The organism is Veillonella sp. ICM51a (assembly GCF_000524355.1).
In the GTDB taxonomy this organism is placed as follows: domain Bacteria; phylum Bacillota; class Negativicutes; order Veillonellales; family Veillonellaceae; genus Veillonella; species Veillonella atypica.
The window spans coordinates 79,739-105,704 of the sequence record NZ_JAPX01000029.1 but is presented as its reverse complement, the minus strand read 5'-3'; the positions used below and the strand labels follow the sequence as shown (position 1 = coordinate 105,704).

Genomic DNA, 25,966 nt, shown 5'->3' with positions numbered 1-25,966 from the left:
GAGGTATATGTTAATGACATGGGGCGGACAGAGAGAAGGTTCTGGTCGTAGACCTCGTATGTACAAACGCGAATGTCGCTCGTTCCGTTTGACAGACGAGGAATATCAAATCCTGAAACCATTAGTAGAGGCTATTAGAACGCGTACAGATGCATCTAATAAGCAACACTTAGAGTACTTGAATAACTAAATATTGACATGGCATATGTATATAAAATATCTTTTTTGTACTCTTCCAATAATAGCAACTCTTATACATGCCATGTGAATAATCGAAAGTTAGACCCTTTTGGGGTCTAACTTTTTTTGTAAATAAATACATAAGGTATAGGAATTTTAACTATACCTAGTTATAATATGAGTATACAAGTTGTGAGTATAGGAGGTGTTAGCTTGTTACAAGATTTATTATCAGAGGATAATGTATCGTTTCATTATCCTGCTGAGACATGGGAAGATGTAATTCGTCACGGTGGTCAGCTCATGGTCGATGCTGGTTTTACAGAACCTACATACACAGAGGCTATGATTGATGTAGTTCGTGACATGGGGCCGTACATCGTATTGGCACCGGGTCTTGCTATGCCTCATGCGCGTCCAGAGATGGGGGCTAAGCAAGTAGGTACGGCTCTGGTAACGTTAGAAAAGCCTATCGATTTTGGTAGCCCAGAAAATGATCCTGTATCAGTAGCGGTATTTTTATGTGCACCGAATAAGGAAGAACACATTCAATTGCTTACAGATATTGCGACGCTCTTTGAAGATGAAGAATTTCTTGATGCAGCGGTAAATTTTGAAAGTATTGAAGATGTACAAGCTTTTTTATCGGAACATCTTGATGAAGCGTAATTTTGGAGGTAAACTATGATTTCCATTTTAACTGTATGTGGTAATGGCATCGGTTCTAGTTTGATGCTAAAAATGAAAATTGAAGAAATTTGTGCTGAAAATAATATCGAAGCGCAAGTAGAATCAATCGATTTTAATGCGGCTCAAGGTCGCAAGGCCGATTTAATTGTTACTGTAAAGGAATTAGCAGAACAATTTGAAGACAAGGATGTAGCTATTGTACGTAGTTATATTAATAAAAAGAAAATTAAAGAAGATATTTTGGAACGATTACAACAAATCGCTAAGTAATTCATAGAGGGAGATAATTCTATGGAAATGATATTAGAATTCTTACGAGATGTATTGAGTCAGCCAGCGTTGTTGATTGGTATTATGTCCTGCGTTGGTTTAATCGCTTTGAAACGACCATTTCATAAGATTATGACTGGTACATTAAAACCAATTCTCGGCTATTTAATGCTTGCTGCTGGTGCAGGTGTTATCGTTAGCAATCTTGATCCACTTGGAAAAATGATTGAACACGGATTCCATATTACCGGTGTTGTGCCAAATAATGAAGCTATCGTAGCGGTAGCACAAAAGGTGCTTGGTGTTGAAACGATGTCTATCCTCGTTGTAGGCTTATTGATGAACTTATTAATTGCTCGTTTCACCAAATTTAAGTATGTATTCCTTACAGGTCACCACAGTTTATTTATGGCTTGCTTAATGTCTGCCGTGCTTGGTACTGCAGGTTTATCTGGTATTGAATTGATTCTTGTTGGTGGCTTCTTAATGGGCGCTTGGTCCGCTATTTCTCCAGCTATCGGTCAAAGCTATACTTCTAAAGTTACCGATGGCGATGAAATTGCATTGGGCCACTTTGGTAGTTTAGGTTACTATCTATCTGCATGGGTGGCAAAATACGTAGGTAAGGCAGAAGAAAGTACAGAAGATATTGAGATTCCTGAAAAATGGGGTTTCTTACGTGATTCTACGTTATCTACTGCCTTGACTATGATTGTCTTTTATTTGATTGCCGCTATTGCAGCGGGTTCTGAATTCGTAGCAACCTTATCCGGTTCTATGAGCCCATACCTATTTGCAGTTATGAGCGCTATGAACTTTGCTGTAGGTGTAGCTATCGTATATTCTGGCGTTCGTATGATCTTGGGGGACTTGATTCCAGCATTCCAAGGTATTGCTACAAAAATCATTCCTAATGCAATTCCAGCGGTAGACTGTGCCGTATTCTTTACCTATGCGCCAACAGCCGTTGTATTAGGCTTTATTAGCTCCTTTATCGGCGGTATCATTGGTATGCTTATTCTAGGTGCTGTAGGTGGCGTACTCATCATTCCTGGTCTTGTACCTCACTTCTTCTGCGGTGCAACAGCAGGTATCTATGGTAATGCTACCGGTGGTCGCCGTGGTGCAGCTGTAGGTGCATTCCTTAATGGTTTGGCTATCACATTCTTGCCAGCACTAGCATTGCCAGTTCTTGGCCAATTAGGTTTCCAAAACACGACATTTGGTGATGCAGACTTTGCTGTAATAGGCCTCGTATTAGGTAATGCCTTTGAATGGATTGGCATGGCTGGTATTTATGGCGTTGTTGTTATTGCAGCCCTTGTTCTTATTATTCCGAATTTCATTAAAACAAAAGGGAAAGTTATTAATTACGTAGAAGAGGAGTAATGAAAACAACTGAGCAACATAGTAATGTAGTAATTCGATATATATTCTTGACCATTGGTGCTATCAGTTTTTGCCTTGGTACAGCAGGTATCGTATTACCAATATTGCCAACAGTTCCTTTTTATATGCTTACCTTATTTTGTTTAGCGCGTGGATCTGAACGCTTTCACAGAATGTTTTTGGAGTCCCAATTATATAAAAAGACAGTTGGTGCGTATGAACGCGATAAAGCATTGACGTTGCGGACAAAGTTGTCCATTTTAGCTTCTGTAACTACAATCATGTTAATAGGTGCTTATTTTTCTAGGAATATTCCTGTTGCCCTTATTATTATGGCAATTGTATGGATTGCTCATGTTATAGCATTGTTATTTATTGTTAAAACAAAAAATAGTTAGCTATATACTAAATCCCTCGTATTAGAGAATACTTTAATACGAGGGATTTTTTTGTACTAGCAGATTCCATTATATAGAGTAAATGAATATTTTGTATGTATTTTAATAAAGATTACATGAATTATTACAAAATTGAATTTGACAATTAATCTCAAAGTGCTTACTATTAATGTATTGTTTATAATATTTATATATATGGTGATACTATGAATCCACATGCTCATATGAAATTACAATCGGGAGTATGCATGGCTAGACATACCGTATTTGACGGTATTGATTTGCTATTCCTTGATGTAAAGCGCGAAACGATTCAATTTTTCGCCAAATCTCATACAAAGACCTTCGCAATTAATCATTGTGAAGAGGGACGTATTGAATGCAAGTTTGCATCTGGAGAATACTTGTATATGGGACCAGGAGATATGTCGTTAGGATGGCATATCCGGGCCGACTATCAACATGAAAATTACTTCCCTACAAAATCGTTTAAGGGAATTGTTCTATTAGTAGATGTAGCACGAGCACAGCATGTATTAGATACCTTAGTAGCTGATACACCAATTGATTTGACTGCCATAGCCAATCGATTTTGTGAAAATACAGACTTTGGTATGATGATGGAGGAAACAGAGTCGGTTCGCCAAATTTTTTCCAGTTTATATAATGTGCCAGATTCCATTAGAGCTCATTATTTTAAACTAAAGATTGTAGAAATATTTTTATTATTATCTGTAATCTCTACAGAATCCCATGAAAAACGAGGTAGCTACCGAAAGCAACAGGTAGATATTGTAAAAGCAGTAGGTAAATATTTGTCTAAGAATTTCGTCAAACGTATAACCATTGATGATCTATCCCGTGATTTTGATGTTCCTGCATCAACCTTAAAACGTTGCTTTAAGGGCGTATATGGTGTGACAATTCATCAATTCATCAAAGAGTGCCGTCTTAATGAAGCAAAACGTTTACTACATGAAACGGATGAATCCATCTTACAAATTGCCAATGCCGTAGGTTATGAAAACGGTAGTAAATTTACAAGTACCTTTAAGGACTTTGTCGGTATGACACCGAGTGATTATCGTAGAGTATAATTACATATTGTTTAACTGTATCTAATAAAAGTATCAAAATCGTATAATTTTGGTCTTTTCGGAGTAGATATGCATAATACACTTTGCTAACATATTAAATGTAAATGATTTTCAATGTCATTGTTGTTAGTAAAGTGTATTTTTTATTACTAATTATAATGATGCATATAGTTGAGTGAGATTATAAGAGGAGGAAACAATGAATCGGTGGAGCCGTACAAAGCGCTATTTAGTGTTATCTAGCGCCGTCGCATTGTGGTTGAATGCGCCGTTCGTTGTTTGGGCTGATAATGCGGCAGTTACTACTGATGTAGTTCATGTAAAGGGGACATGGGCGGAAGAACAAGCTAAACTAGAATCCCAACAAACGACAATTATTACTAAAAAGGATATTGCTAAGAAGCAAGCAAAATCTGTCGAGGACATTGTGTTTTCTGAAACCGGTGTGTCTAGAACGGTAGATTCTATGGGACGTGTTGGTGTTTCTATTCGCGGTGCTGATCCACGGCACACATTAATTCTTGTAGATGGTCAACCTGTTATGGGGGATCTTGCAAAATACCAAGGTGCTGGTGATGAGTTACAACGTCTTGGTACGGAAAATGTAGAACGTATTGAAATTATCCAAGGGGCGGCAAGTGCTAAATATGGTTCCGATGCTATTGGCGGGGTTATTAATGTTATCACTAATAAACCGCGGAGCACACCGTCCGTGCAATTTAATGCAGAAGGTCGTAGAACCATGGGCGATGGAGATATTGTGCCGTACTCTAATTTCTTTATGCGCGCCGATTCTGGATCGTTAGGAAAGTTTAAAATGAATATTCATGGCAGTAAACGGGATATTATGCCTATTTATGCCAGCGAGGCCCGTCGTGCTAGTTCAATGATAAGTGATGATGACCATGGATTTTTAAAGAACTCCTTACGTTATTATGGTACCAATTCTAATATTGGTTTAGCTGCTACTTATGATATTAACGATAAGCAATCAGTGGCTTTGCGTGTGGAACGCTATAATGAGAACCTAGAGCGCTATGTAAAACGCAGTACTTCATATATGGAACCACAGGTTCACTATAAACGTGATTTAGATAGAAATAACCTAAATTTAAGCTACAATGGCCGCAATGATAAAAGTTCATGGAAGGCAGAGTTAAATTATACACGTACTAAAGAAGATGATGTAACCTTAACCAGTGATTATGGCAATAGTACGTATGAAGGTAAAAATACATTAAATTATGTCGATAATGTGGACCATCGCCAGTGGAATTTAACACTTGGCGGAGATACGCAAATTAACAAAAAACACTTTTTGTCATATGGTGTAGGTTTTGTTCGAGAAACAGGTGAAGGTAGTCGTCTTAAAAATGCGCCTACAACATATAAACGTCATATTGATCCATGGGATTATGATAAGAGTTTGGCCGTTAGAAATGGTGTGCCATCTTCAACTGTTTACGATCATTCTTTTAAAAAGAATGAAGCCGGTGTAGAGCAGTGGAACAAAGAAAAAGAATGGTATAATGGCGATAAAAATGATGCAAGCACACTGCCAGAGTTTACCTATGAAGATTACATTCGTTATTTGGATACAACCGGTAGTGATTCCTCAGCGGTTATGGGCTTAGTTGATGGTCCAACGACAGAAAATTCATTAAAGAATCGTAACCCAGAGGCCTATGAGAGGTATAAACGTTTTGCACAGCGCCTATTAGCTGAGAACCAAGCATTTATTGCGGACTATCATGCCAATAAGGAAGGTAGAACAGATGCTAATGGTAAGTACTATCCAGCACTGCATGATGCGTATTTGCCAAGTTTCTACTATGGCGCTGTATCCGATTTTGATTCTACGCAGTTGAAATTAAATGGTTCTTACTTTAAAGAAGAGTATTTAAAACGTGTTAATCAACAAACGGCAGGTCGTGCTGAAATTAAGAAACAAAATTTCTATATTCAAGATACTTGGCAAGTGAATAAAAACACTACATTATCGCCGATTGTCCGACTCGACCACAGCGATTTATTTGGATCTAACCTATCTTTCAATCTAGGTATGACGCACAATGTAAAAGGAAATCCACATCGTAGATTAAAGGCTAATGTAGGGACTAGTTATACTGAACCAGGTATGGGCGAATTATATTACAACTGGGAAATGTATGGCCCTAATATCACATTTGCTACCATTGGTGGTGGTGAAGCGCGACTCGGTTGGTATTGGGTAGGTAACCCTAACCTTAAGCCGGAAAAGGCGATGAACTTTGACCTTTCTTTAGAAGGGGAAAATAAAAATACCTATGGTAAGGTGACAGTATTCCACAACAATATTCGAAATTATATGTCTGTATATAACACAGGATATTTGATGGATTTCTATCCTCAATACGACGAGTCCACAAGCTATGGTGCTGCTAAATTCTCCCATGCACCTGATATGATTTATAGTTTCCGGAATATTGGTAAGGCACAAATTACAGGCCTTCAATTTGAGGTTAAGCAAAACTTAAATAAACACTGGAAGGCACGCCTTGGCTATACATATTTACGAGCTCTCAATAAGAGTGATAAGGACATGCCACGCGAACTATTAGATAAACCTCGTCATAAGGTTGATATCGGTGTAGATTTTGAAGATCAGGCTAGCGGATGGAGTGGTAGCCTATGGGGAGATTACTATATTCACATGCTGGATAGTAATTCCTTATCTGGCGGTGGCAATTATATGGTATCCTATGTGGATCCAGATAATTCGGATCGTTCCATTATTCGATATAACATGAATACGAAACGTTCTGCGGATATGTATGAACATAAAACATATGGCATTTGGAACTTTATGATTCAGAAAAAAATAGACAAGGACTCTCGCGTTTATTTTGGTATCGACAACATCTTCAATCATCGTGATGATGACCGTGCTATGTCTGCTCGGGTATACCGTATTGGTTTGAACATGAAATTTGGTTTAGGTTCTGGTGAAAGCAAATCTAAACTCACTAAAGAACAACTTATGGCTTTACCACCAGCTATTCTTGAAGGATTCTTATCACGTCCATTTGATGAATCCAAGAAGAAAGGGGTAGAACTTGTAGGCGATTATCGGGTACGTTCCGATAGCCATTTAGGCTCTAATCGCCCTGCCACAAAGATTACCCCTACAAGCTCTATCTCTGATGCGGCTGCTAAAAACTTAGGTGATCCGAAAGAACATGGCTTGGAACAACGAATCCGCATTGGTGTTGATGCACGTTTAAATGATTCGACCAATGTACGCGTCGTAGGTAGTGCATCTGGTCAAAGTGGGGTGGATAGCAGTCATGTTACAGAAGGATCTAATGGGCTCAATAAACAACGCCTTGAAGAATTAGATGTAACTCACCATAGTGCTAAATGGGATCACAGTGTGGGCCGTATTAGCGAATCTATGGGGGTTACTGGTTATTGGTTTAATAAAGAGTACGATGGCGTTCGCAGTGTGTGGACTAATAAGAATACACAAGTACGTGTTGGTGCAGGTAGTTTTAAACATAGTACGGGCATTACAGATAGTGCGTATACTCATGGCATTTATACAAACTTTAAACGAGTGCCAACTGTTGAGGAGTTCATTGGTATTGTTGGTGCTGCTGATGGTAGTAATCAAGAACTCGTTATTCCAAACGCACCAAATACGATTAATTTCTATCAACAATTGAAATCGTTACATGATCAAGAGGTAGCATTAGGATCCGATGTAACCACACTCAAACAAAATATTAGTGATTTGGAATCGGATATTTGGTCTAAAGAATTCCTTGATGGATGGACCGCAGATCAATTGGCACCATTAAAAGCTAATTTAGCTAATATGCAAGCGTCGTTATCAGATGTAGAAGCACGTGTAGCAAAGGCACAAGAACCAATACGGACTGCACAATTCGACGTGGTACGTCGGATGCAAGATATAGTGGTACAAGCATATGGTGCCGATGCGAATAAGCAAACTGTTCTAATTCAAATGCCTGAAATTCCAGTTAAAATAGTGTACAAGGATAAATACTATGATGAAGATACTGAACAATGGGTTCCTGACGAAGGTACAATGAATGTAAACATTGCACCAGGTAAGTTGGGCTTAACTAAAAATGATCCATTGTATGAAGTGAAATTAAGCGATACATCCGTATTGGCTGATAATGGCAAAACATTCCTTGCTAACTGGTATGATAAGAACAAAGATGCTATAAATGCATCCTATCGAGCTAGAGCTGAAGAACGTGCTAAGCTGATCTTTAGTAAAGATGCGACTTACTCTATTGAATTTGATGACTCTGCTTTAGATGGTTTGTCCGATAAGATTTATAAAGTGAATGCCGTTGATGTTAAAGATTCTGGTATGACAGATGTTATCAATGTAAATGGCAGTGCCCATTATCCAATGTTGATTGCATCCTATTTTAATAATATAACTCGTATGCTAGAAAAGGCAGATGGTAACAGTCGATTGCCAAGAGAAGCACTGGGCAAATATACGGGCGCTATTATACCTACAACTGGCGTTGTTCTTCAAAGCGATACAATTCCACCAATTGACAAAGCAGCCTATGTTCAAGTTAAACATATGGTAACGCCACGTCTTGGTGTAGCTGCATGGTATTTGCGCTCATTTGGAGGTAGTGACTATAGATTCTATACAGCAAATGGCAATCATACAGAGGCTCATGAATTTAGTAATGTAGCCAATGTCTTTGGTATTGGTGCTAAATATCAGTTGAATCGAAATGCTAGTATATCCTTTGATTATGGTCAAAATAGAAGTGACTTTGGTCGTTTTATGAATGGTAATACTCATTATGAGCATGAGGTTGGTACATCTCGCTTTGATATGAAGGGACGCGATGTAGGTGGAACACCTCACTTCTGGGCTCTACGTTTTGATATAGGCAAAGCAGATATGGAAAAAGCTGGTTCTTGGGAGGTCTTTGTAGATTATAAATATTTCTCCCATGGTTCCTTCTTTGGTGGCAATGGTACCGAAGCTGTACCTGATCGTTATTTGGATGGTATTAAGAGCTTTACCTTTGGCGGTGGTTATGTACCGGCGAAGAATTTACTCTTACAAGCATACTATACATTTGATGCAAAGGGCATTAACAAACGAGATACCTTATATGGGGCCGAAAACTTTAAACTTGGGAACTATACTCGTTTCCAAATGACATATAAATTCTAAAATTTATAGTCATTTTAGTCCAAAACGTATATTTTTGGTCTATTCGGAGTAGATATACAAGATACACTTTGTTAACATAAAAATGTAAATGATTTTCAATGTCATTACTGTGTTGGCAAAGTGTATTTTTATATCCCCGGAATATAGTAAACATGCTTTGTAAAATTAAATATATAGTGAGTAAATTAGGATTGTGAGGAGGCAACAGTGAATCGATGGGAACGTACAAAACGCTATTTAGTCCTATCTAGTGCAGTTGCATTATGGCTAAATGCGCCTCTAGTTGTTATGGCGGATAATGCAGCCGTTACGACAGATGTAGTTCATGTACAAGGCACATGGGCAGAGGAAGAAGCAAAATTAAATCCACAGCAAGTGCAAATCATTACCAAAAAAGAGATTGAGAAGAAGCAGGCGAAGTCCGTCGAAGATATTATATTTACCCAAACGGGTGTATCTAGAACCGTTGATGCCATGGGACGTGTAGGTGTATCTATTCGCGGTGCAGAGGCTCGTCATACATTGATTCTTGTGGATGGTCAACCAGTATTGGGGGATTTTGATAAGTATTCTGGCGCAGCGGACGAAGTACAACGGTTAGGTGCCGAAAATGTAGAACGTATCGAGGTTATTCAAGGTGCGGCTAGTGCTAAATATGGCTCTGATGCGGTGGGTGGTGTCGTTAACATCATCACTAAGAAGGCTCTTAAGAAACCAACATTGCAAGTAAATGCCGAAGGGATGCGTCGTAAGAGTGATGGCGATTTATTCCCATTCCAAAACTTTTATATTCGAGCTGATTCGGGGCAGATGGGGAAATTAAAGGTTGGCTTATCAGGTAGTAAACGGGATTTAATGCCTGTCCTTGCATCGGTTAAACGCCGTGCATCAGGTATGGGCTTTGATTATGCAAAACATAATTTTAAGCCTAATGTGCTTCGCTATTATGGTGATGCCTCTGATATTGGCTTTGTGGCAACGTATGAGGCTAATAAAAATAATAAATTTGAAATGCGTTTAAATCGATATACAGAAGATCTTGTACGCGATATTAAGCACTCTGATTCCGATTTAGAACCACAACAACATTTTAAACGTACTGCTAATCGTAATACGATTAATCTTTCATGGAATGCTAAAGCAGGAAAAAGCGATTGGACTGTAGAAACTAACTATTCCCGCATTAAAGAAGATGACGTAGCACTTATCAATTATACGGGACGATCATCTTATGAAGGTTCTAATGAGTTACGATATATCGATAATATCGATCATCGTCAACTAGATGTTCGGCTCAATGCAAATACGCAGCTTAATAATAAACATCGTCTTAGTTATGGTGTTAGCTATGCTCGTGAAGAAGGTTCTGGTAGCCGATTAAAGAGTTCCCCAAATACGAGTACCATGTACATCGATCCTTGGGCATATGATAAGAGCTTGCTTGTTGATAAGCTAGATCGTCTTGTGCGTAAAAAAGGGGATAACAGTGTTAAGGTTTATTCCCATATTCATGATTATAAATTTATAAACTCCAGTAGCGGTATGCCACAATGGGATATGGATTATGAATATTATGGTGCTGAAACGGATGCGCAAAAACCAGGCATTACATACGATGATTATGTAAATTATGGATTGTCTGAAGGGGCTATTAGCTCTTGGTCTAGTACATCCCCTAATAATCAACCGATATCCGATGACTTTAGAAACCGTTATAATGCATTAAAATCACGGTTAGAAGCTGAAAATCCAGACATGGCTAACACCCGTTCTAATATCGTAGGCGACTACTTTAAATATGGCGAGTCCAGTGATCCAGAAATGCGTAAAAAAGCGCCAAAACTGAATGGTAAGGCATTCTTAGAAGAGTATCGTAATCGCGACCAACGATTGACGACTGGTCAAGGTACGATTCGCAAGATGAATACTTATATCTCCGATACTTGGCAAGTGAATAAGAACCTTACCTTTGTTCCTATCATTCGACTAGATAATAGTAGTTTGTTTGGTTCCAATTTATCCGCTTCCATGGGGATGACATACAATGTGAAAGGCAATCCTCATCGTCGATTTAAGGCCAATGTTGGCACTGGTTATACAGAACCTGGTATGGGCGAATTATGGTATAACTGGGAAATGTATGCGTCTAATCCGGTAGGTATTGGCGTAGCAAAACTCGGTTGGTACTGGGCTGGTAATCCAAATTTAAAACCTGAAAAATCGCTCAATATTGATATGAGCTTAGAAGGTGAAAATAAAAACACCTATGCTCGTGTTGGTGTATTCCATAACCGCATCAAGAACTATATGTCGGTTTACTTTACAGGAGAATTCCAAGATTTTGCACCATATTTGAAAGGGGATGCAAAATACCAACGTGCCCCAGATATGATTTACAGCTTTAAAAACATCGGTATGGCTGAAATCACAGGCCTTCAAGCGGAAGTACAACAAAAATTTGGTAAATATTGGTCCGGTAAATTAGGATATACCTATTTGCATGCTATTAATAAGAGCGATCCAACTATGCCTCGGCAATTATTGGATAAACCAGTGCACAAGGTAGATATTGGAGTAACCTATGACAATCCAAAAACTGGTTGGAATGGATCTATTTGGGGTGATTACTACATCAATATGCTGGATAGTAACACATTGAACAATGGTGGTAACTACTGGCCAGATATTTTATCCGGTGATGCAGGTGTGTACAAAAAGCAAGTTTACCAAAAGAAAACATTTGGCATTTGGAATTTGATGGTCCAAAAACGATTTAACAAGAATGCCATGATGTACTTTGGTATTAATAATATCTTTAATCATCGCGATGATGACCGAGCAACGCAAGAACGTGTATATCGTATTGGCGTTAATCTTAAGTTTGGTGGCGGCGATGCTAAGACTACGCCAATCGGAAAAGATGGTAATAAAGCTATTGATGCAAATGGTAGCGTAACTAATGTAGCGGTCGGTAATGAAGCAGGCGTACAAAATATATCCGAAGTTGTTAAACTAACTGACTTTATTCGTCCTGATTTTGATACGACTAAGGAACGTGGCGTCACATTTATCGGAGATTATCGTGCACGCTGGATGTCTCACGACGGCACCAATCGTCCACAATCTCCATTCCGCTCTAATTCAGCCATCGGTTCTGCGAAAGCGAATATGTACGATTCTAATCGCCATAGTTTTGAACAACGCATTCGTCTTGGTCTTGATGCTCGCATCAACCCATTCACAAATCTCTCCGTTATCGGTAGCATGACCGGTATGAGCGGCGTTGATACAAGTTGGACTAAATCGGAGTCAAAAGGTTTCAATCATCAACGTCTTGATACGGTTGATCTTACAAGACATGTCAAGAAATGGGATGTTTCTGTGGGGCGTTTAAACGAACCTATGGGGGCTAGTGGATACTGGTTTGGTCAGTCTTATGATGGGGTTCGTGGCGTATGGACTGGTAATGATACGCAAGTTCGCATTGGGGTAGGTAGCTTTAAACATAGCACGGGTATTAGTGATTCAGCGTATACTCATGTGGTACATGAAGTGATTACTAGACCTCCAACAGCAGCAGAGTTAATTGGTATTAATCGTGATGAGTATCCTTATGATATTAATAATGCTACAAAAACTGGGTCTGATGGTGAAAGCAAATCCACTGAGGATGCACCAGCACCAGATAGCCCAACAGGTATTTATGAATCTACTTATAAAGGTAAGGTAGATACAATTTACTTCTATCAACAGCTAAAAGGATTACAAGATGAATATGATGCGTATAAAGCTACGTTGAATCTAAGTTGGAGCAATCCGAATCGCGATCAAGAGCTTGAAAAGGCTAATGCAAAGCTCGCAGAAACACAACAAAAACAAGCTCAAGTGATGAGCCGCTTACAAGATATTCTTACAAAGGCATACCCTACAGATATGGCTGAGAAGAAATTCTCCCTCGATATTCCATCTGGTGGTTATACAATGTATGAAATCACTAATAAGAATACAGGGGAAAAACTCTATAAGACCGGGGACATTATGTATAATGTGAACTCTTCTTTATACCCTGAATACTTAAAAGAAAAGGCTAAAGGTCTTATCGTATCTACTGATAATAAAGAGGCTTTAGTAAATCCTAAAGCCTATGTTGAAAAACATAGTGACGAAATCAATCAATCTGTAGCAGAAATTGCTAAATATAATGCTACAGATAACTGGCGCAACTATAACAATGGTGAGCTTGATGTGGTTTGGGTTAAACAGCCAGATGGCACGTTCAAACAATCTTATGATTACTATGGGCAACCAGCTAGTGATTATGAGTTCACTGGTTACTTAGGTGCTAAGACATATAAATACGATAGTGGTAGCTATGTATTTAGTGATTATGATGCTAAAGATGCCATTTACAAAAAGAACTTTACAATGTCCTCTAATGATTATGGTGAAGGTAGTTCTGACTATGGTTGGGGCATGCCAAATGCATTGTTCAACTATATGTATAATCTTGAAAAGGTTGTACATGATGCAGAGTCTGAAAACAAATTACCACGTGAAGCAATTGGTAAAATCATTGGTAACATCATTCAAACCGAAGGCATTGTTCTTGAAAAAGATACAATTCCACCTATTGAAACGGCAGCGTTTGTTCAAGTGAAGAAACAAATTGGCGACCGTCTTGGTTTACAAGCATGGTACTTACGATCCTTTAATGGTAGTAAACGTACATTCTTAAATGCCAATGGTAATGGTAATGATGAACAAAGCTTCTCCAATATAGCGAATGTATTTGGTATTGGCGCTAAATACCAAATCGGTGAAAGCGCAGTACTTACTATAGATTATGGTCAAAATAGATCGAAATTTGGACGTTATATGAACGGTAATACTGTATATGACCATGAACGTGGAACCGCAGACTTTACTGTGAAAGGTCACCAAATGGGCGGTACACCTCATTTCTGGATGGCTCGCCTCGACATTGGTCGTGCTGATATCGATATTCCTAAATCATGGAATGCGTTCATCGATTATAAATACTTCGCTCATGGCTCATTCCTCGGCGGTAATGGTACAGGTGCTGTACCGGATCGTTACCTCGATGGTATTCGCAGCTTTACATTCGGCGCTGGGTATGTACCGCGCAAGAATTTACTCCTAGAAGCATTCTATACATTCGATGCTAAGGGCACAAATAAACGAGATACTTTATATGGTAATGAAAGCTTTAAGTTAGGCGATTATGCAAGAATTCAAGGAACCTACCGGTTCTAATGTACAGTCTGTAAACAGACAGAAAGGTTTATTAGTATGGAAAATCTAAATTATGTCATTCACTTGTTTCATAGTGGCGGATATGTAATGTATCCATTATTATTCTTGTCTCTTATGGTCATTGCAATCGCTGTAGAACGCTCTTTCTATTATCGTAAATATGCAGGAAAAACCTATATGGTGACTCATGCGGTTAATGAGTATGCAAAATTGCAAAAATGGGATGAAATAGAAAATGTAATCAAAGAAAATCCATCCATTGCAAGTCGTATTGCTGAAGCTGGTTTGAAAAACGGCGCTACTGAAGAAGGTATGAAAACGGCATTCTCTGATCAAATGGGGGTTGATGCAGTAGGCTTTAGAAAATATATGGATTACTTAAGTGCAACCGTTACAATTTCCCCATTGTTGGGCCTACTTGGTACTGTAACAGGTATGATTGGTTCCTTTAGTATCCTCGATGCTGGTGCGGGTGCATCTGCTATTACTGGTGGTGTAGGGGAAGCCCTTATCGCAACGGCGTCTGGCTTATGTGTAGCCATCATGGCTTTTATTGTATATACCTTCTTTAGCCATCGTTTGGACTCTATTATCAACCAAATTGAAAATATGTGTGTTAACATCATTACTGCAAAACGAGAAGGGTGGAAATAACTATGAATTTACAAAGTTTTCGTATGAAATCCAAGCCTGAATTCATGATTATCCCTATGATTGATATCATATTCTTCCTATTGGTGTTCTTCATGATGAATAGCTTACAAACAATAGCCCAAAAGGCTTTGTCTGTACAGTTGCCACAGGCTACAACCGCATCTGCACCAGCTCAATTACCGGTGGTGCTTACATTAGATGCAGAAGGTCATATAACGATTGATAATGTCCCAATGAGCATTGATGCAGCAGAAGCGATGGTAAAAGAACGAATTGCACAAAATCCGAATGCTAGCGTTATATTGCAAGCGGATAAACGCTCTGCTCATGGACAAGTAGTAGCAATTATGGACATGCTTAAACAAGCTGGTGTTAAACGCTTAGCTATTGCAGCAGAACAGAAAGGATAACTATGGGATTAGGCATATCATGGAAAAAAGCAGCCATAATATCCGCCGTAGTTCATCTTATCATTCTCTTTATTGCCGTTATCTTTTTCGTAGTTGTTCCGGCCATTCAAGAGCAGGAAACCTATGAAGTCGATCTCACCCAAAGTGTGCTCGACGATGGCGGTAGTGGTCACGCTGGTGGTGGCGGCGGTGATAGGTCATCTCTATTCCCAAAACCATTGTCTGCAGATGAAGTGGCGGCAAGAACAAAGGCTGTAGTAGCGAATGTAGAACCATCTACAGCGACGGATATTCCTGATGCGGTAGATGTCCCAAGTAAGGGTAGTGAAAATACATCAAATGTATCTGGTGAAAGCGGTGGTGCCGGTAATGGTCCAGGATCTGGTGGCGGCGAAGGTGGCGGCCATGGTACTGGTACAGGAACGGGCGTTGGTGATGGACAGGGTGAAGGCGAAGGCTCTGGTACGGACAAGGGCTCTGGTGATGGTCATGGTCGAGCTCATGTCGCTTTTGATAAACAAGGCTTTTATAATGCTGTAAATAATCAGAAGGTGATTCCTCAACAATACATTCGTCAACATAAAGAAGTTCATGAAACAATTTATGTATTTGTACGTATTGATACAAATGGTAATGCCGTTGAACAATATGTGGAATCTGGCGATGATCCATTGTTGAGAGAAGAGGCTATGGCTGCGGTAAATCGTGCATTACCATATCAAAACCCAACAGATGACATTCAACCGGTAACTGTTCCGGTACGATTTGACCTATCCGAAGGTACAGATGACGATGATTAATCATACATAATGTAAGGAGATAAATATGGGTACTATTATTTTATATTCTTCCCTCACTGGGAATACAAAAAGCGTAGCGGAGGCGATGGCCTCTGTTATGCCTGAAGGTACATCTTGTGTACCGGTAAAAGAGGCACCTACTAATCTAGCGGATTACGATACTGTATTTGTAGGTTTCTGGGTAGATCGTGGCACAGCTAATAAAGAAGCGGCTAAGTTGATTGAAACCCTTACAAATAAACATGTAGTATTCTTTGCTACACTAGGTATGTATGCCGATTCTAATCATGCTCGTGAAAGTATTGAAAAGGCATCTGCCTTATTGCCTAATAAAGAAGCTCTTGTAGATGGTTTTGTATGCCAAGGTAAAATCGATCCTAAGGTTATTGAGATGATGTACAAAATGTTCCCACCAGGATCTGCTCATGGACAAAGCCCTGAACGTGATGCATTGCATAAGGCGGCAGAAACGCATCCTGATGAACAAGATTTTGCAAATGCGAAAGAATTTGCTAAATCTGTGCTTGCAAAGTTGCAAGGCTAATGAGTGAAAGGGGGAACGTATGAGTTTAGCGAGTTTTTTCGAATCGATTCCAGAAAAACAACGGAATCTGCAATTAGGATTGGCCTGTGATAATCCTATGAGTGGCGCCTTTCCTCATAAGCGCGTTGTTCACGCAGGCCTTAATGGGATTTTGATTTCACCTAAGGAATCACAAAATGTATGGGATACTGTTATGAAGGGGGCTCCTAAAAAAGGTCAAATGCAATGCGCTTATATTCACATTCCGTTTTGTAAAACGAAATGTACATACTGTGGGTTCTTTCAAAATGGTACGAGCCAAAGTATTGAAGATAACTATATTGATGGCCTTATTGGGGAACTTAAGCTAGCTAGTGAAAGCCCGCGCTTAAAGGATGGTCTTATCCACGCTGTATTCATTGGCGGTGGCACACCGACATCCTTATCTCCAACAAACTCTGAGCGCTTGTTAAAAGCGATTAAAGAATACTTACCACTAGCTAATGATTATGAGCTTACACTAGAAGGTCGCATTCATGATTTGATTCCTGAAAACCTTGAAGTATGGATGAATAATGGCATTAACCGTATGTCTATTGGCATCCAATCCTTTAATACTGAAGTGCGCCAAATGGTAGGTCGTTTGGATACAAAAGAAACCGTACTAGAACGGCTAGCGGCCCTAAAGGCCTATGGGCAATGCTCCGTTGTGATCGACTTGATTTACGGATTGCCTGGTCAAACAATGGAGGTTTGGGAACAAGACTTAGCCGATTTAGTAAGTTCTGGTGTAGATGGTGCCGACTTATATCAATTGAATGTATTCGATGGTAGTGACCTAAACCGCGATATTGCAAGTGGTAAGGTACCACCAGCAGCCACAACGTCTATGCAAGGGGATATGTTTGAATTTGGTCGTAAATACTTAGATGCCCGTGCATACCGTAGATTGAGTGCTGCTCACTGGAGTGCTAATAATCGTGAACGTAGCTTATACAATATTTTAGCTAAAGCAGGTGTACCAATGTTCCCATTCGGCAGCGGTGCCGGTGGTAATGTTGATGGCTATGGCATGATGCTACATCGCGCACTAAAACCGTATGAAGATATGGTAAGCCGTGGCGAAAAACCATTTATGGCACTTATGAAGCAAAGTGATTTACAACCATTTGTAAACCAAGTAGTAAGCCAATTGGAACAAGGCTATTTGGATATTAATACATTAGTGGCTATGGATTCTCGTTTAGATGAATTGAATTGGTTGTATAAACTATGGGAGAAACGAGGCCTAGTTTCGTATAATGGCTTATTGTATAAATTGACATCCGCTGGTGAATTCTGGACTGTAAATATTACGCAAAGTACATTAGAGGCTATGGAATATATTATAACGGGCAAAAACTCTTTTGCCTTAGAATCCGTAGCGGCCCAAGATACGAAAACTACATCTAAAGAAAATCCTAATCAAGAGATACGTGGTATTGGCCAAGGTAAGGCTAATATTTCGGTACCAACCGATGAACAGACAGAAGCGCAACGCAAAGAAGCACTCATGACAAAAGCGAAAGAAGAAATCGCTAAGAGTGGTGCCTCTGGTGAAGCAGCAAATCGCATGATTCAAGCTATGGCGAATTTGAGCGCTGATGAAATTGAATACATGATGGAACGTATGATGTCCTAATTATCACTAACAACCTCTCATATAAATAACTACAAACATTGACAGGTACGTTTTATCTTAGTATTAAAACCCTAGATTACGATCTATTCTTTAAACTGGACGATTCAGTTTAACGAGAATATATCGTGGCCTAGGGTTTACTTTTTATGTTTTGGAATGTATTCTGTACATATAGTTATACAAGGTATTAGGAGGTTAGTATGAATGCATTTCCTAACGAATTGATAGATATAGTTGGTATTGGGTCTAGTACCTTAGATCGATTCATCGTGGTTGATCATTTTCCAACGGGGCGTGAGGTGCAAGAGGCCATCTCGTCTACTACAGATGGCGGCGGGCCGGTAGCGACTGCACTAGCCACGGCTGGTAAATATGGATCTCGGACGGTAATGATTGACCGTATTGGGGATGATATGGTTGGACGCTATATTCTAGAGGACTTTCATAAATATAATGTCAATACAGAGGGCATCCAAGTTGATGCGGATGCTAAGAGTGGAACTGCAACGATTCTTGTGAAACAGAAGACAGGGGAACGGGCTGTATTTTTTGAACGATCTACAGCGTCTGATCCAGAGTTCTTAGACAATTATCAGGGATTAATAGAAAATGCATCCATCGTGCATATCAATGGGCGCCATCGCCATTTGATGCGTACCGCTATTGATATAGCGCGACAAAGTGGTACTATTATCTCTCTAGATGGGGGTGCTCAACGATACGATGATGATATGAGGCCAATTACCGAATCATCTCATGTCGTTATTGTGGCTCGCGACTATGCAGAAAAATATACAGGGGCTACTAATTTAGAAGAGGCATGTTGCATTATTCATGACCGTGGTGCGTTAATAGCTGGTGTTACCGATGGGGCCAATGGCAGTTATTTTGTTTGGCCTGATGGAACGGCGTATCGCTGTCAACCATTTCCTCAAGCCAGTGTAGTAGATACGACTGGCGCTGGAGATAGTTTTCACGGTGCATTCTTATCGAAACTTGCTGTGTCGATTCGTCAAGAAAATACATTGTATGGTGAGTTTATAAAGCCTATAGACATATTACAATCCCTAGACCATAAACAGTTAGAGTCTGCCGCTATTTTTGCGTCTGCTGTGTCTGCGCTCAATACACAGGGCATCGGTGGGCGTAGTGCGTTACCATCGTTAAAATCAGCATGCAACCTAGCTGGATTGGAGTAGACCTATGTGGCAAAAACATAAACCGCATCATATGCAACGATATATGCAACAGAATCCATATCGATTGCTAGCACTTAGCTTTTTAGCGGTCATGACGGTGGGAACTCTTCTTCTTATGTTGCCTATAGCCAGTACACAAGGACAAGGTACAGCCCTTATTGATGCAACTTTCACTGCTGTATCTTGTGTATCCGTAACGGGACTCACTACTGTGGATACTTATTATCACTGGTCCTTGTTTGGTAAGATTGTTATGGTCATCCTTATCCAATTAGGTGGACTTGGCATTGTATGCTTTACAACCATTATTGCCGTACTATTGGGAAAACGGGTAGGCCTTAAGAATCGATTATTACTTTCAGAAGACGTAGGTCAAGATGGGATGGCGGGTCTTCTCCATGTAACGAAAAAATTAACTATTTATACATTAGCCATTGAATGTATAGGCGGAATTTTGTATGCTATTCAACTACATCCATATATAGGTGATGATTCACTCTATATAGGATTTATGCAAGCCATTTCTACATTTTGTAATGCAGGATTTATATTTTTTGACAATAATCTGCCCTATAAAATGGTAGGTGATGTATTATTTAATATTAATACGATAGCCTTAATTATTATCGGTGGTTTTGGTTATTTAGCAGCTTTTGATATATGGTCCCATCGCAAGGTGAGACGCTTCGTAGATTTAAAACTGCATACCAAACTTATGCTTATCGGTACGACTCTATTGATTGTCCTAGGAGTTATTATAATCCTCGGTGTAGAATGGGCTAATCCAAAGACCTTTGGCCCGCTGCCTATGTGGGATAAGGTAATGGCTGCCATCTTTCAATCTGTAACACCACGTACAGCGGGGATAGCTACTGTCGATTATGGTCAACTGCATCCTATCACACTGTTTGTCAGTATTATCCTCATGTTTATTGGGGCTGGTCCAAACTCTACGGGCGGTGGCGTTAAAATCAGTACCGTTATGGTTGCCATCTTAGCATCGTGTACATTGTTCAACAACCGCTCAGACGTAGAGGTTTTCGGCCGACGCATATCTATGGTTACCGTTCTTAAGGCGAATGGGATTATATTCCTTTCCCTATTATTGGTATTGTTAGCTACGTGCTATTTAGCATGGGATGAGCCGTTCGATTTTATCCGATTGCTCTTTGAGGTTACGTCCGCATTTGGTACAGTGGGCCTTACGACGGGAATTACGCCTGATTTATCTGAAAGCAGTAAATGGGTTCTTATTTTGGTCATGTTTACAGGCCGTGTGGGTGTCATGACCGTCATTGGAACTTGGGCGTTAAGGACAAAGCCGAATAAGCCGATTTCTTATGCAGAAGAGAATGTAATGTTATAACGATAGATGACAATACATCTAAAAGAGGTACATAATGAAACAAAAAACAATAGCTGTTATAGGTCTTGGTAGCTTCGGTACGACCGTTGCCAAGATGTTGGCATCCATGAATCATGAGGTGCTAGGCGTAGATATCAATCCAGATGTTGTACAAAAAATATCTCCCTATCTTACACATGCCATCGTAGCGGACACTACTGATGAAGAGGCGATTAAAGCATTGGCATTAAGTCAATTTGATATGGTCATTGTAGCCATTGGTGGAAATATCCAAGCTAATTTGATGACATCTATGCTTCTCAAGGAAATGCATATCCCTAAGGTTGTGTGTAAGGCAGAAAATAGCCTGCAAGGTAAAATGCTTAAAAAAATCGGCGTAGATCAGGTTATTTATCCTGAGTATGATATGGCGTTGCGACTTGTTCAATCGTTGACGAGAGAACATGTGATGGACTATTTACAACTATCTAAAAATATTAGCCTCATTGAAATCAAAATGCCGTCGTTCATGGTCGGCCGTTGTTTAAAAGATTCTAAATTGCGTGAGCAATATAATCTTAATGCCGTAGGGGTTAGAAGAAGTACAGGCCTCGATGTGCCACCGGACCCAACAGCTATACTTTCAGAAAACGACAAATTACTCGTAATTGGGAATAATTCTGATTTAGATGAGTTAACTAAGTAGTTAGTATACGAAAGAAATATAATTACATCGAAAAAACATGATATAATAGAATTGAATTCAGTATAGGTCATACGTATTTGTATGGCCTTTTTAGATAGAAATGAAGGATAGTATGACAGAAGAACAATATATAACGGCTCTCAAAAACAATCCCCATGGCGTACGCAATATCCCTAATCCTACAGAGGAAATGCAGTTAGTCTGTGTGGAACAGAATGGGATGCTATTACAGTACATTAAAAATCCTACTGATCGAGTGATTGAAACTGCGTTAGCACAGTCGCCACGGGCCATTCAATATGTGGACAATCCAAGTGACGAATTATTGATTTCATTAGTCAAACAAGATTGGGCGGTACTTGAGTATATTCAACATCCATCAGATGATGTGGTTCGCATTGCCTTAGACCAATCGGGCTGGGCCATTCGATATATTACAAATCCATCAGAGGAATTACAGTTAAGGGCTGTAGAAACACAATATGATGCATTGCAATATATTGCCAATCCATCAGAGCGGGTTCAAATGGCGGCTGTAAAATCTAATTATTTATCATTGCGCTATATCCAGAATCCGACATTGGACATTTTGAAAGCCGCCGTGTTACAAGATCCGCAGGCTATGCGTCAAATTACGAACCTAGATTTAGATACAGTGGTAGAGCTATTGAAGGTTTCTACATTGATACTTGGGTATGTACCGAAACAAATAGGATTGACTGTCGATATGGTTCGACAAATTATAACTGAAATGATTGCAAATCCTGCTGTAGAAGATCGCTATGTGCGAGAAATCGTAAGCAATCCTGCCATTGGTGGACGCCAATCAACATGGCCCATCGATGTATTGTCATTAGTTGATGCATATGGATCTATAGAGGCAAAGAAAATTGCTATTGATCAGTATTTACTATATTAATTAAGAAGGAGTCATAATGAATTTTACAGATACAATGGCTAGTGTGGAATTGGTACTAGCCGCTAATCAAGTACCATTGCTCGTCGGTGAAACGGGGATTGGTAAAACATCGCTAGCAGCGCGCGTAGCAGAGTCTCATGATTGGGAACTCGTCACTATTGATGGTAATCTTTTAAAAGAAGGCGAAATAGGCGGTTTGCCTACGGTGGAAACTGTATCTCATAAAGATAGTAATGGGGCGGTTAAAGAAATAAAGACCACCGTGTATGCTGTTCATCATACATTGGAACATGTGTCACGAGCTGTTAATGCAGGTCGTCATGTATTGCTATTTATCGATGAAATTAATCGTGCAGAGCATGCGGTGCAACAAGAATTGATGAACTTAATTTTGAATCGAGAAATCAATGGATTTGCTTTGAGTGATGATGTGCGCATCATTGCGGCTATGAACCCAGAGGATTCCTTTGATTATCAAACGATTGATATGGATCCAGCCCAACAAAATCGTTTCGTATGGCTTTATATGGAAGCGGATTATATGCAGTGGATTGACTGGGCTATTTCTGCAGGCATTGAAGATAAGGTGGTGGAATTTATCTCCTCTTATCCAGATTATTTAAATCAACGTCATGAAGATGACATCGATGCTACACCGCGTTCCTTTGAACGGATATCTCATATTTATGGTATCTATAAGGAAGGTGGTTATAGCCGTGAAGTATTCCAAAATGTGATCCGTGGTAATGTGGGTAAACTCATTGCGGAGGCCTTTGTTAATTTCGTTGAAACTGAACAAGAGCCATTGATTTCCTTTGATGATGTGTTAGAGGCTGTGCATAAACCGGGTGCTATTATGTCCTTGCAAGAACGTGTTAATGGTGAAAGTCCTACTCGCCTCTATGTTTCTGCGAAAAATATGTTGTATCGTTTGAATCGTAATAGTAATGCCGAAGAAGTTCATTATTTTATTGAGTTCATCACATTGTATCCAGGTGATTTGCGCATTGCTGTTATGAAAGATTTACGCAACGCATATGCTCATGTGTATAGCTATGCTATTGAGGATGAGCTCTTTATTGAAACGTTTTTTGAAGCCAATCGCTAATTGTGAAAGTGCATATGACAGGTAGAAATTATGAATCGAAATTTAGATAAAGACGATATTCGGGATGCGTCTGACCTGCTCACTCATATAGACGGATGGGAGAAGACTGGACGCTACGATGAAGAGGCTATCAAGGAACTCGATCGCTGGCATAGAAAGCGAAATCAGATTGCTCGTGATGCGGATGCTTTGTATGAGCAAGTATATGCGCGTTATCAAGCGTATGTAGATGAACATCCAGTGCATAAACAACAGGCAGAAGATATTGCTGTAGATATGGTAAATCACAATATGTCGGATAGTCATATTGGCACGATAGGCAAGGGATTAACGGAACTGTATGAGGGCGAAGGCACAGATCTCGATGTTTTGACACAACACGTACTAGCCGATGGCTATGAACAACGGTTATGGCATATCTTGCATGATGTAAATAGTTTATTGCTTGACGAGGATCAATTCTTTGGCTATTTTTATCTACAAATGACGCATCGTGTACGCTTAGACATGACCAGCGCTTTTGGTGTTAACCTCAAACACGGTGGCTATGTGCTATACGTGAATCCTTTCATTATGTTACGACAACCGCCGGATGTTATGAAAGATGGTATTAAGCGAGAAATATTACATGTTATATCCGCTCATTTGATGCGGGTCAAAGAACTTAGTCAACGGTTTAATAAAAAAGCTGTTCACATGGCTATGGACATGGTTGTAAACGATTATTTAGAACATGTAGACCGCGATGCTATAACCGTTGCCAATGTAAATGCAAGATATGGACTTTTACTAAAGCGATTCCGCACATTGGAGTACTACGCAAAGGCCATTGATAAAGCAATGCAGGAAAAACCAGATCTTTTTATAGCTGTCGAGGATTCCAGTCAAATCATAGCAATGGAGTTTAATGCTGATTCAAGCCATGACATTTGGGATGAGTCCGATGCTATCGATACGGAGACGATGGATAAAATTACGGAACGCTATATCAACGAAGCATCAAAAGGGGATATGGAAGGCTATGTAAAAAGCCTTATCGATACATTCCAAAAGACACGCCGTTCCTTGCCATGGTATTTTTATCTTAAAAAGTTGATGGGTAAGGTGGCTAGTGGACATAAAAAAACGACGATGCGTCGCAATCGTCGTCAACCTGAGCGTTTGGAATTATCTGGCACATTACGTCAACATAAGGCAAATGTGTGGGTAGCCCTCGATATGAGCGGTAGCATTACAGATGCGGAATTTACCAATGCTTTAGAACAAGTATTACAAATCGTACATGCCTATAATCATCGTATTACTATTGTGGAATGTGATAACGAAGTACGTCGTACCTACACAATGGAAACTGTGAAAGACGTAAAACCACGACTCGATGTGCGTGGGTCAACAGCCTTTTCACCTGTATTTTCCTTAGCTAATCAACATCACGTAGATTTACTCGTATACTTTACGGATGGGAAAGGCGAAGACCGCCTTCGCGAAGTGCCAAAAGGCTACAAAGTACTTTGGGTCCTTACGGGCTCTGAACCTAAACTATCCTTGCATAATTCGCACGGCATAGTTCGTGAAATGGGCTATGTAGCCGTTGACGAAACACAAGACATTGACGAATTCGTGAGAATGAGCAGTCGGTCGGGGTTTTCCATGGCGAATCAAGAGTAATCATTGCTTAACAATCTTAACTAGACCATATTATTTATGGCAGAGGGAGGTGTGGGTGTCTAAAATCTTCCACCGGCTATTTCTTCGCCCCTTCGGGGCTCAGGCCAAAGTCAGATTTTAGACACCCACATCTCCCTTTTGAACGTAGATGATATTTGCTCCATTAAGATTGTTAAGCAGCTGATTACTTCGGGAATAATAAAGAAAGGGCCAAAGTCGGCTGATAGAGGCTATTGATTCCTTTCTCTCGTGTTATATAGGGAGAAGAAAAAGGACGCGATTGCGTCCTTTTTATGGATTGGGGCCAAAGTCAGATTTTAGACACCCACACCTCCCTTTTGAACGTAGATGATATTTGTTCCATTAAGATTGTTAAGCAGTTGATAAGTAAATCTTATCAAAATAATAATATAAAGCAATCTTAATATTTTACT

Annotated in this window: 19 protein-coding genes; all 19 read left to right on the top strand. The window is 39.7% G+C overall.

The annotated features are described in order from the left end of the window. Nucleotides 1-7: 7 nt before the first annotated feature. Nucleotides 8-190, top strand: a complete 183-nt coding sequence (locus tag HMPREF1504_RS10375; protein WP_005382859.1) for a hypothetical protein — start codon at nucleotides 8-10, stop codon at nucleotides 188-190. Nucleotides 191-393: 203 nt separating this feature from the next. Continuing rightward, nucleotides 394-849: a PTS sugar transporter subunit IIA gene (locus tag HMPREF1504_RS04825; protein ID WP_005381934.1), complete on the top strand. Its 456-nt coding sequence runs from the start codon at nucleotides 394-396 to the stop codon at nucleotides 847-849. A 15-nt stretch (nucleotides 850-864) separates the two neighbouring features. Next, on the top strand, nucleotides 865-1,140 hold the full coding sequence (locus HMPREF1504_RS04820) for a PTS sugar transporter subunit IIB (RefSeq protein ID WP_005381928.1): 276 nt from the start codon (nucleotides 865-867) through the stop codon (nucleotides 1,138-1,140). A 21-nt stretch (nucleotides 1,141-1,161) separates the two neighbouring features. Beyond that, nucleotides 1,162-2,529 carry a PTS ascorbate transporter subunit IIC gene (locus HMPREF1504_RS04815; RefSeq protein WP_005381862.1) on the top strand — a complete coding sequence of 456 codons (1,368 nt, stop codon included), beginning with the start codon at nucleotides 1,162-1,164 and terminating at the stop codon, nucleotides 2,527-2,529. After that, entirely contained in the window at nucleotides 2,529-2,927 is a 399-nt protein-coding gene (locus tag HMPREF1504_RS04810) for a YbaN family protein (RefSeq protein WP_009661400.1), read from the top strand. Before HMPREF1504_RS04815 ends, HMPREF1504_RS04810 begins: the two co-directional genes overlap by 1 nt. A gap of 206 nt (nucleotides 2,928-3,133) precedes the next feature. Beyond that, nucleotides 3,134-4,024: an AraC family transcriptional regulator gene (locus tag HMPREF1504_RS04805; RefSeq protein ID WP_038123879.1), complete on the top strand. Its 891-nt coding sequence runs from the start codon at nucleotides 3,134-3,136 to the stop codon at nucleotides 4,022-4,024. 199 nt (nucleotides 4,025-4,223) lie between these two features. Further along, on the top strand, nucleotides 4,224-9,245 hold the full coding sequence (locus HMPREF1504_RS04800; RefSeq protein ID WP_038123877.1) for a TonB-dependent siderophore receptor: 5,022 nt from the start codon (nucleotides 4,224-4,226) through the stop codon (nucleotides 9,243-9,245). A gap of 207 nt (nucleotides 9,246-9,452) precedes the next feature. Continuing rightward, entirely contained in the window at nucleotides 9,453-14,519 is a 5,067-nt protein-coding gene (locus HMPREF1504_RS04795) for a TonB-dependent siderophore receptor (protein ID WP_038123871.1), read from the top strand. Between the two features lie 36 nt (nucleotides 14,520-14,555). Further along, nucleotides 14,556-15,173, top strand: a complete 618-nt coding sequence (locus tag HMPREF1504_RS04790) for a MotA/TolQ/ExbB proton channel family protein (RefSeq protein WP_005381898.1) — start codon at nucleotides 14,556-14,558, stop codon at nucleotides 15,171-15,173. Between the two features lie 2 nt (nucleotides 15,174-15,175). Further along, on the top strand, nucleotides 15,176-15,583 hold the full coding sequence (locus HMPREF1504_RS04785; RefSeq protein ID WP_005381857.1) for a biopolymer transporter ExbD: 408 nt from the start codon (nucleotides 15,176-15,178) through the stop codon (nucleotides 15,581-15,583). Nucleotides 15,584-15,585: 2 nt separating this feature from the next. Next, nucleotides 15,586-16,383, top strand: a complete 798-nt coding sequence (locus HMPREF1504_RS04780; protein WP_038123868.1) for an energy transducer TonB — start codon at nucleotides 15,586-15,588, stop codon at nucleotides 16,381-16,383. Between the two features lie 25 nt (nucleotides 16,384-16,408). Continuing rightward, the gene (locus HMPREF1504_RS04775) at nucleotides 16,409-16,927 is read left to right on the top strand and encodes a flavodoxin family protein (RefSeq protein WP_038123866.1); all 519 of its coding nucleotides are present in this window, start codon (nucleotides 16,409-16,411) and stop codon (nucleotides 16,925-16,927) included. Between the two features lie 19 nt (nucleotides 16,928-16,946). After that, complete coding sequence (gene hutW / locus HMPREF1504_RS04770; protein ID WP_038123864.1) at nucleotides 16,947-18,587, top strand: heme anaerobic degradation radical SAM methyltransferase ChuW/HutW; 1,641 nt, start codon at nucleotides 16,947-16,949, stop codon at nucleotides 18,585-18,587. 200 nt (nucleotides 18,588-18,787) lie between these two features. Beyond that, on the top strand, nucleotides 18,788-19,786 hold the full coding sequence (locus HMPREF1504_RS04765; RefSeq protein WP_038123860.1) for a carbohydrate kinase family protein: 999 nt from the start codon (nucleotides 18,788-18,790) through the stop codon (nucleotides 19,784-19,786). Nucleotides 19,787-19,790: 4 nt separating this feature from the next. After that, nucleotides 19,791-21,152 carry a TrkH family potassium uptake protein gene (locus tag HMPREF1504_RS04760; protein ID WP_038123859.1) on the top strand — a complete coding sequence of 454 codons (1,362 nt, stop codon included), beginning with the start codon at nucleotides 19,791-19,793 and terminating at the stop codon, nucleotides 21,150-21,152. 34 nt (nucleotides 21,153-21,186) lie between these two features. Continuing rightward, nucleotides 21,187-21,837: a TrkA family potassium uptake protein gene (locus HMPREF1504_RS04755; protein ID WP_005381878.1), complete on the top strand. Its 651-nt coding sequence runs from the start codon at nucleotides 21,187-21,189 to the stop codon at nucleotides 21,835-21,837. Nucleotides 21,838-21,949: 112 nt separating this feature from the next. Further along, on the top strand, nucleotides 21,950-22,756 hold the full coding sequence (locus HMPREF1504_RS04750) for a hypothetical protein (protein ID WP_038123858.1): 807 nt from the start codon (nucleotides 21,950-21,952) through the stop codon (nucleotides 22,754-22,756). Between the two features lie 16 nt (nucleotides 22,757-22,772). Next, on the top strand, nucleotides 22,773-23,864 hold the full coding sequence (locus HMPREF1504_RS04745) for an AAA family ATPase (protein ID WP_038123857.1): 1,092 nt from the start codon (nucleotides 22,773-22,775) through the stop codon (nucleotides 23,862-23,864). A gap of 30 nt (nucleotides 23,865-23,894) precedes the next feature. Next, nucleotides 23,895-25,532, top strand: coding sequence for a VWA-like domain-containing protein (locus HMPREF1504_RS04740; protein ID WP_038123856.1), 1,638 nt, complete (start codon nucleotides 23,895-23,897; stop codon nucleotides 25,530-25,532). The last annotated feature ends 434 nt before the right edge of the window (nucleotides 25,533-25,966 follow it).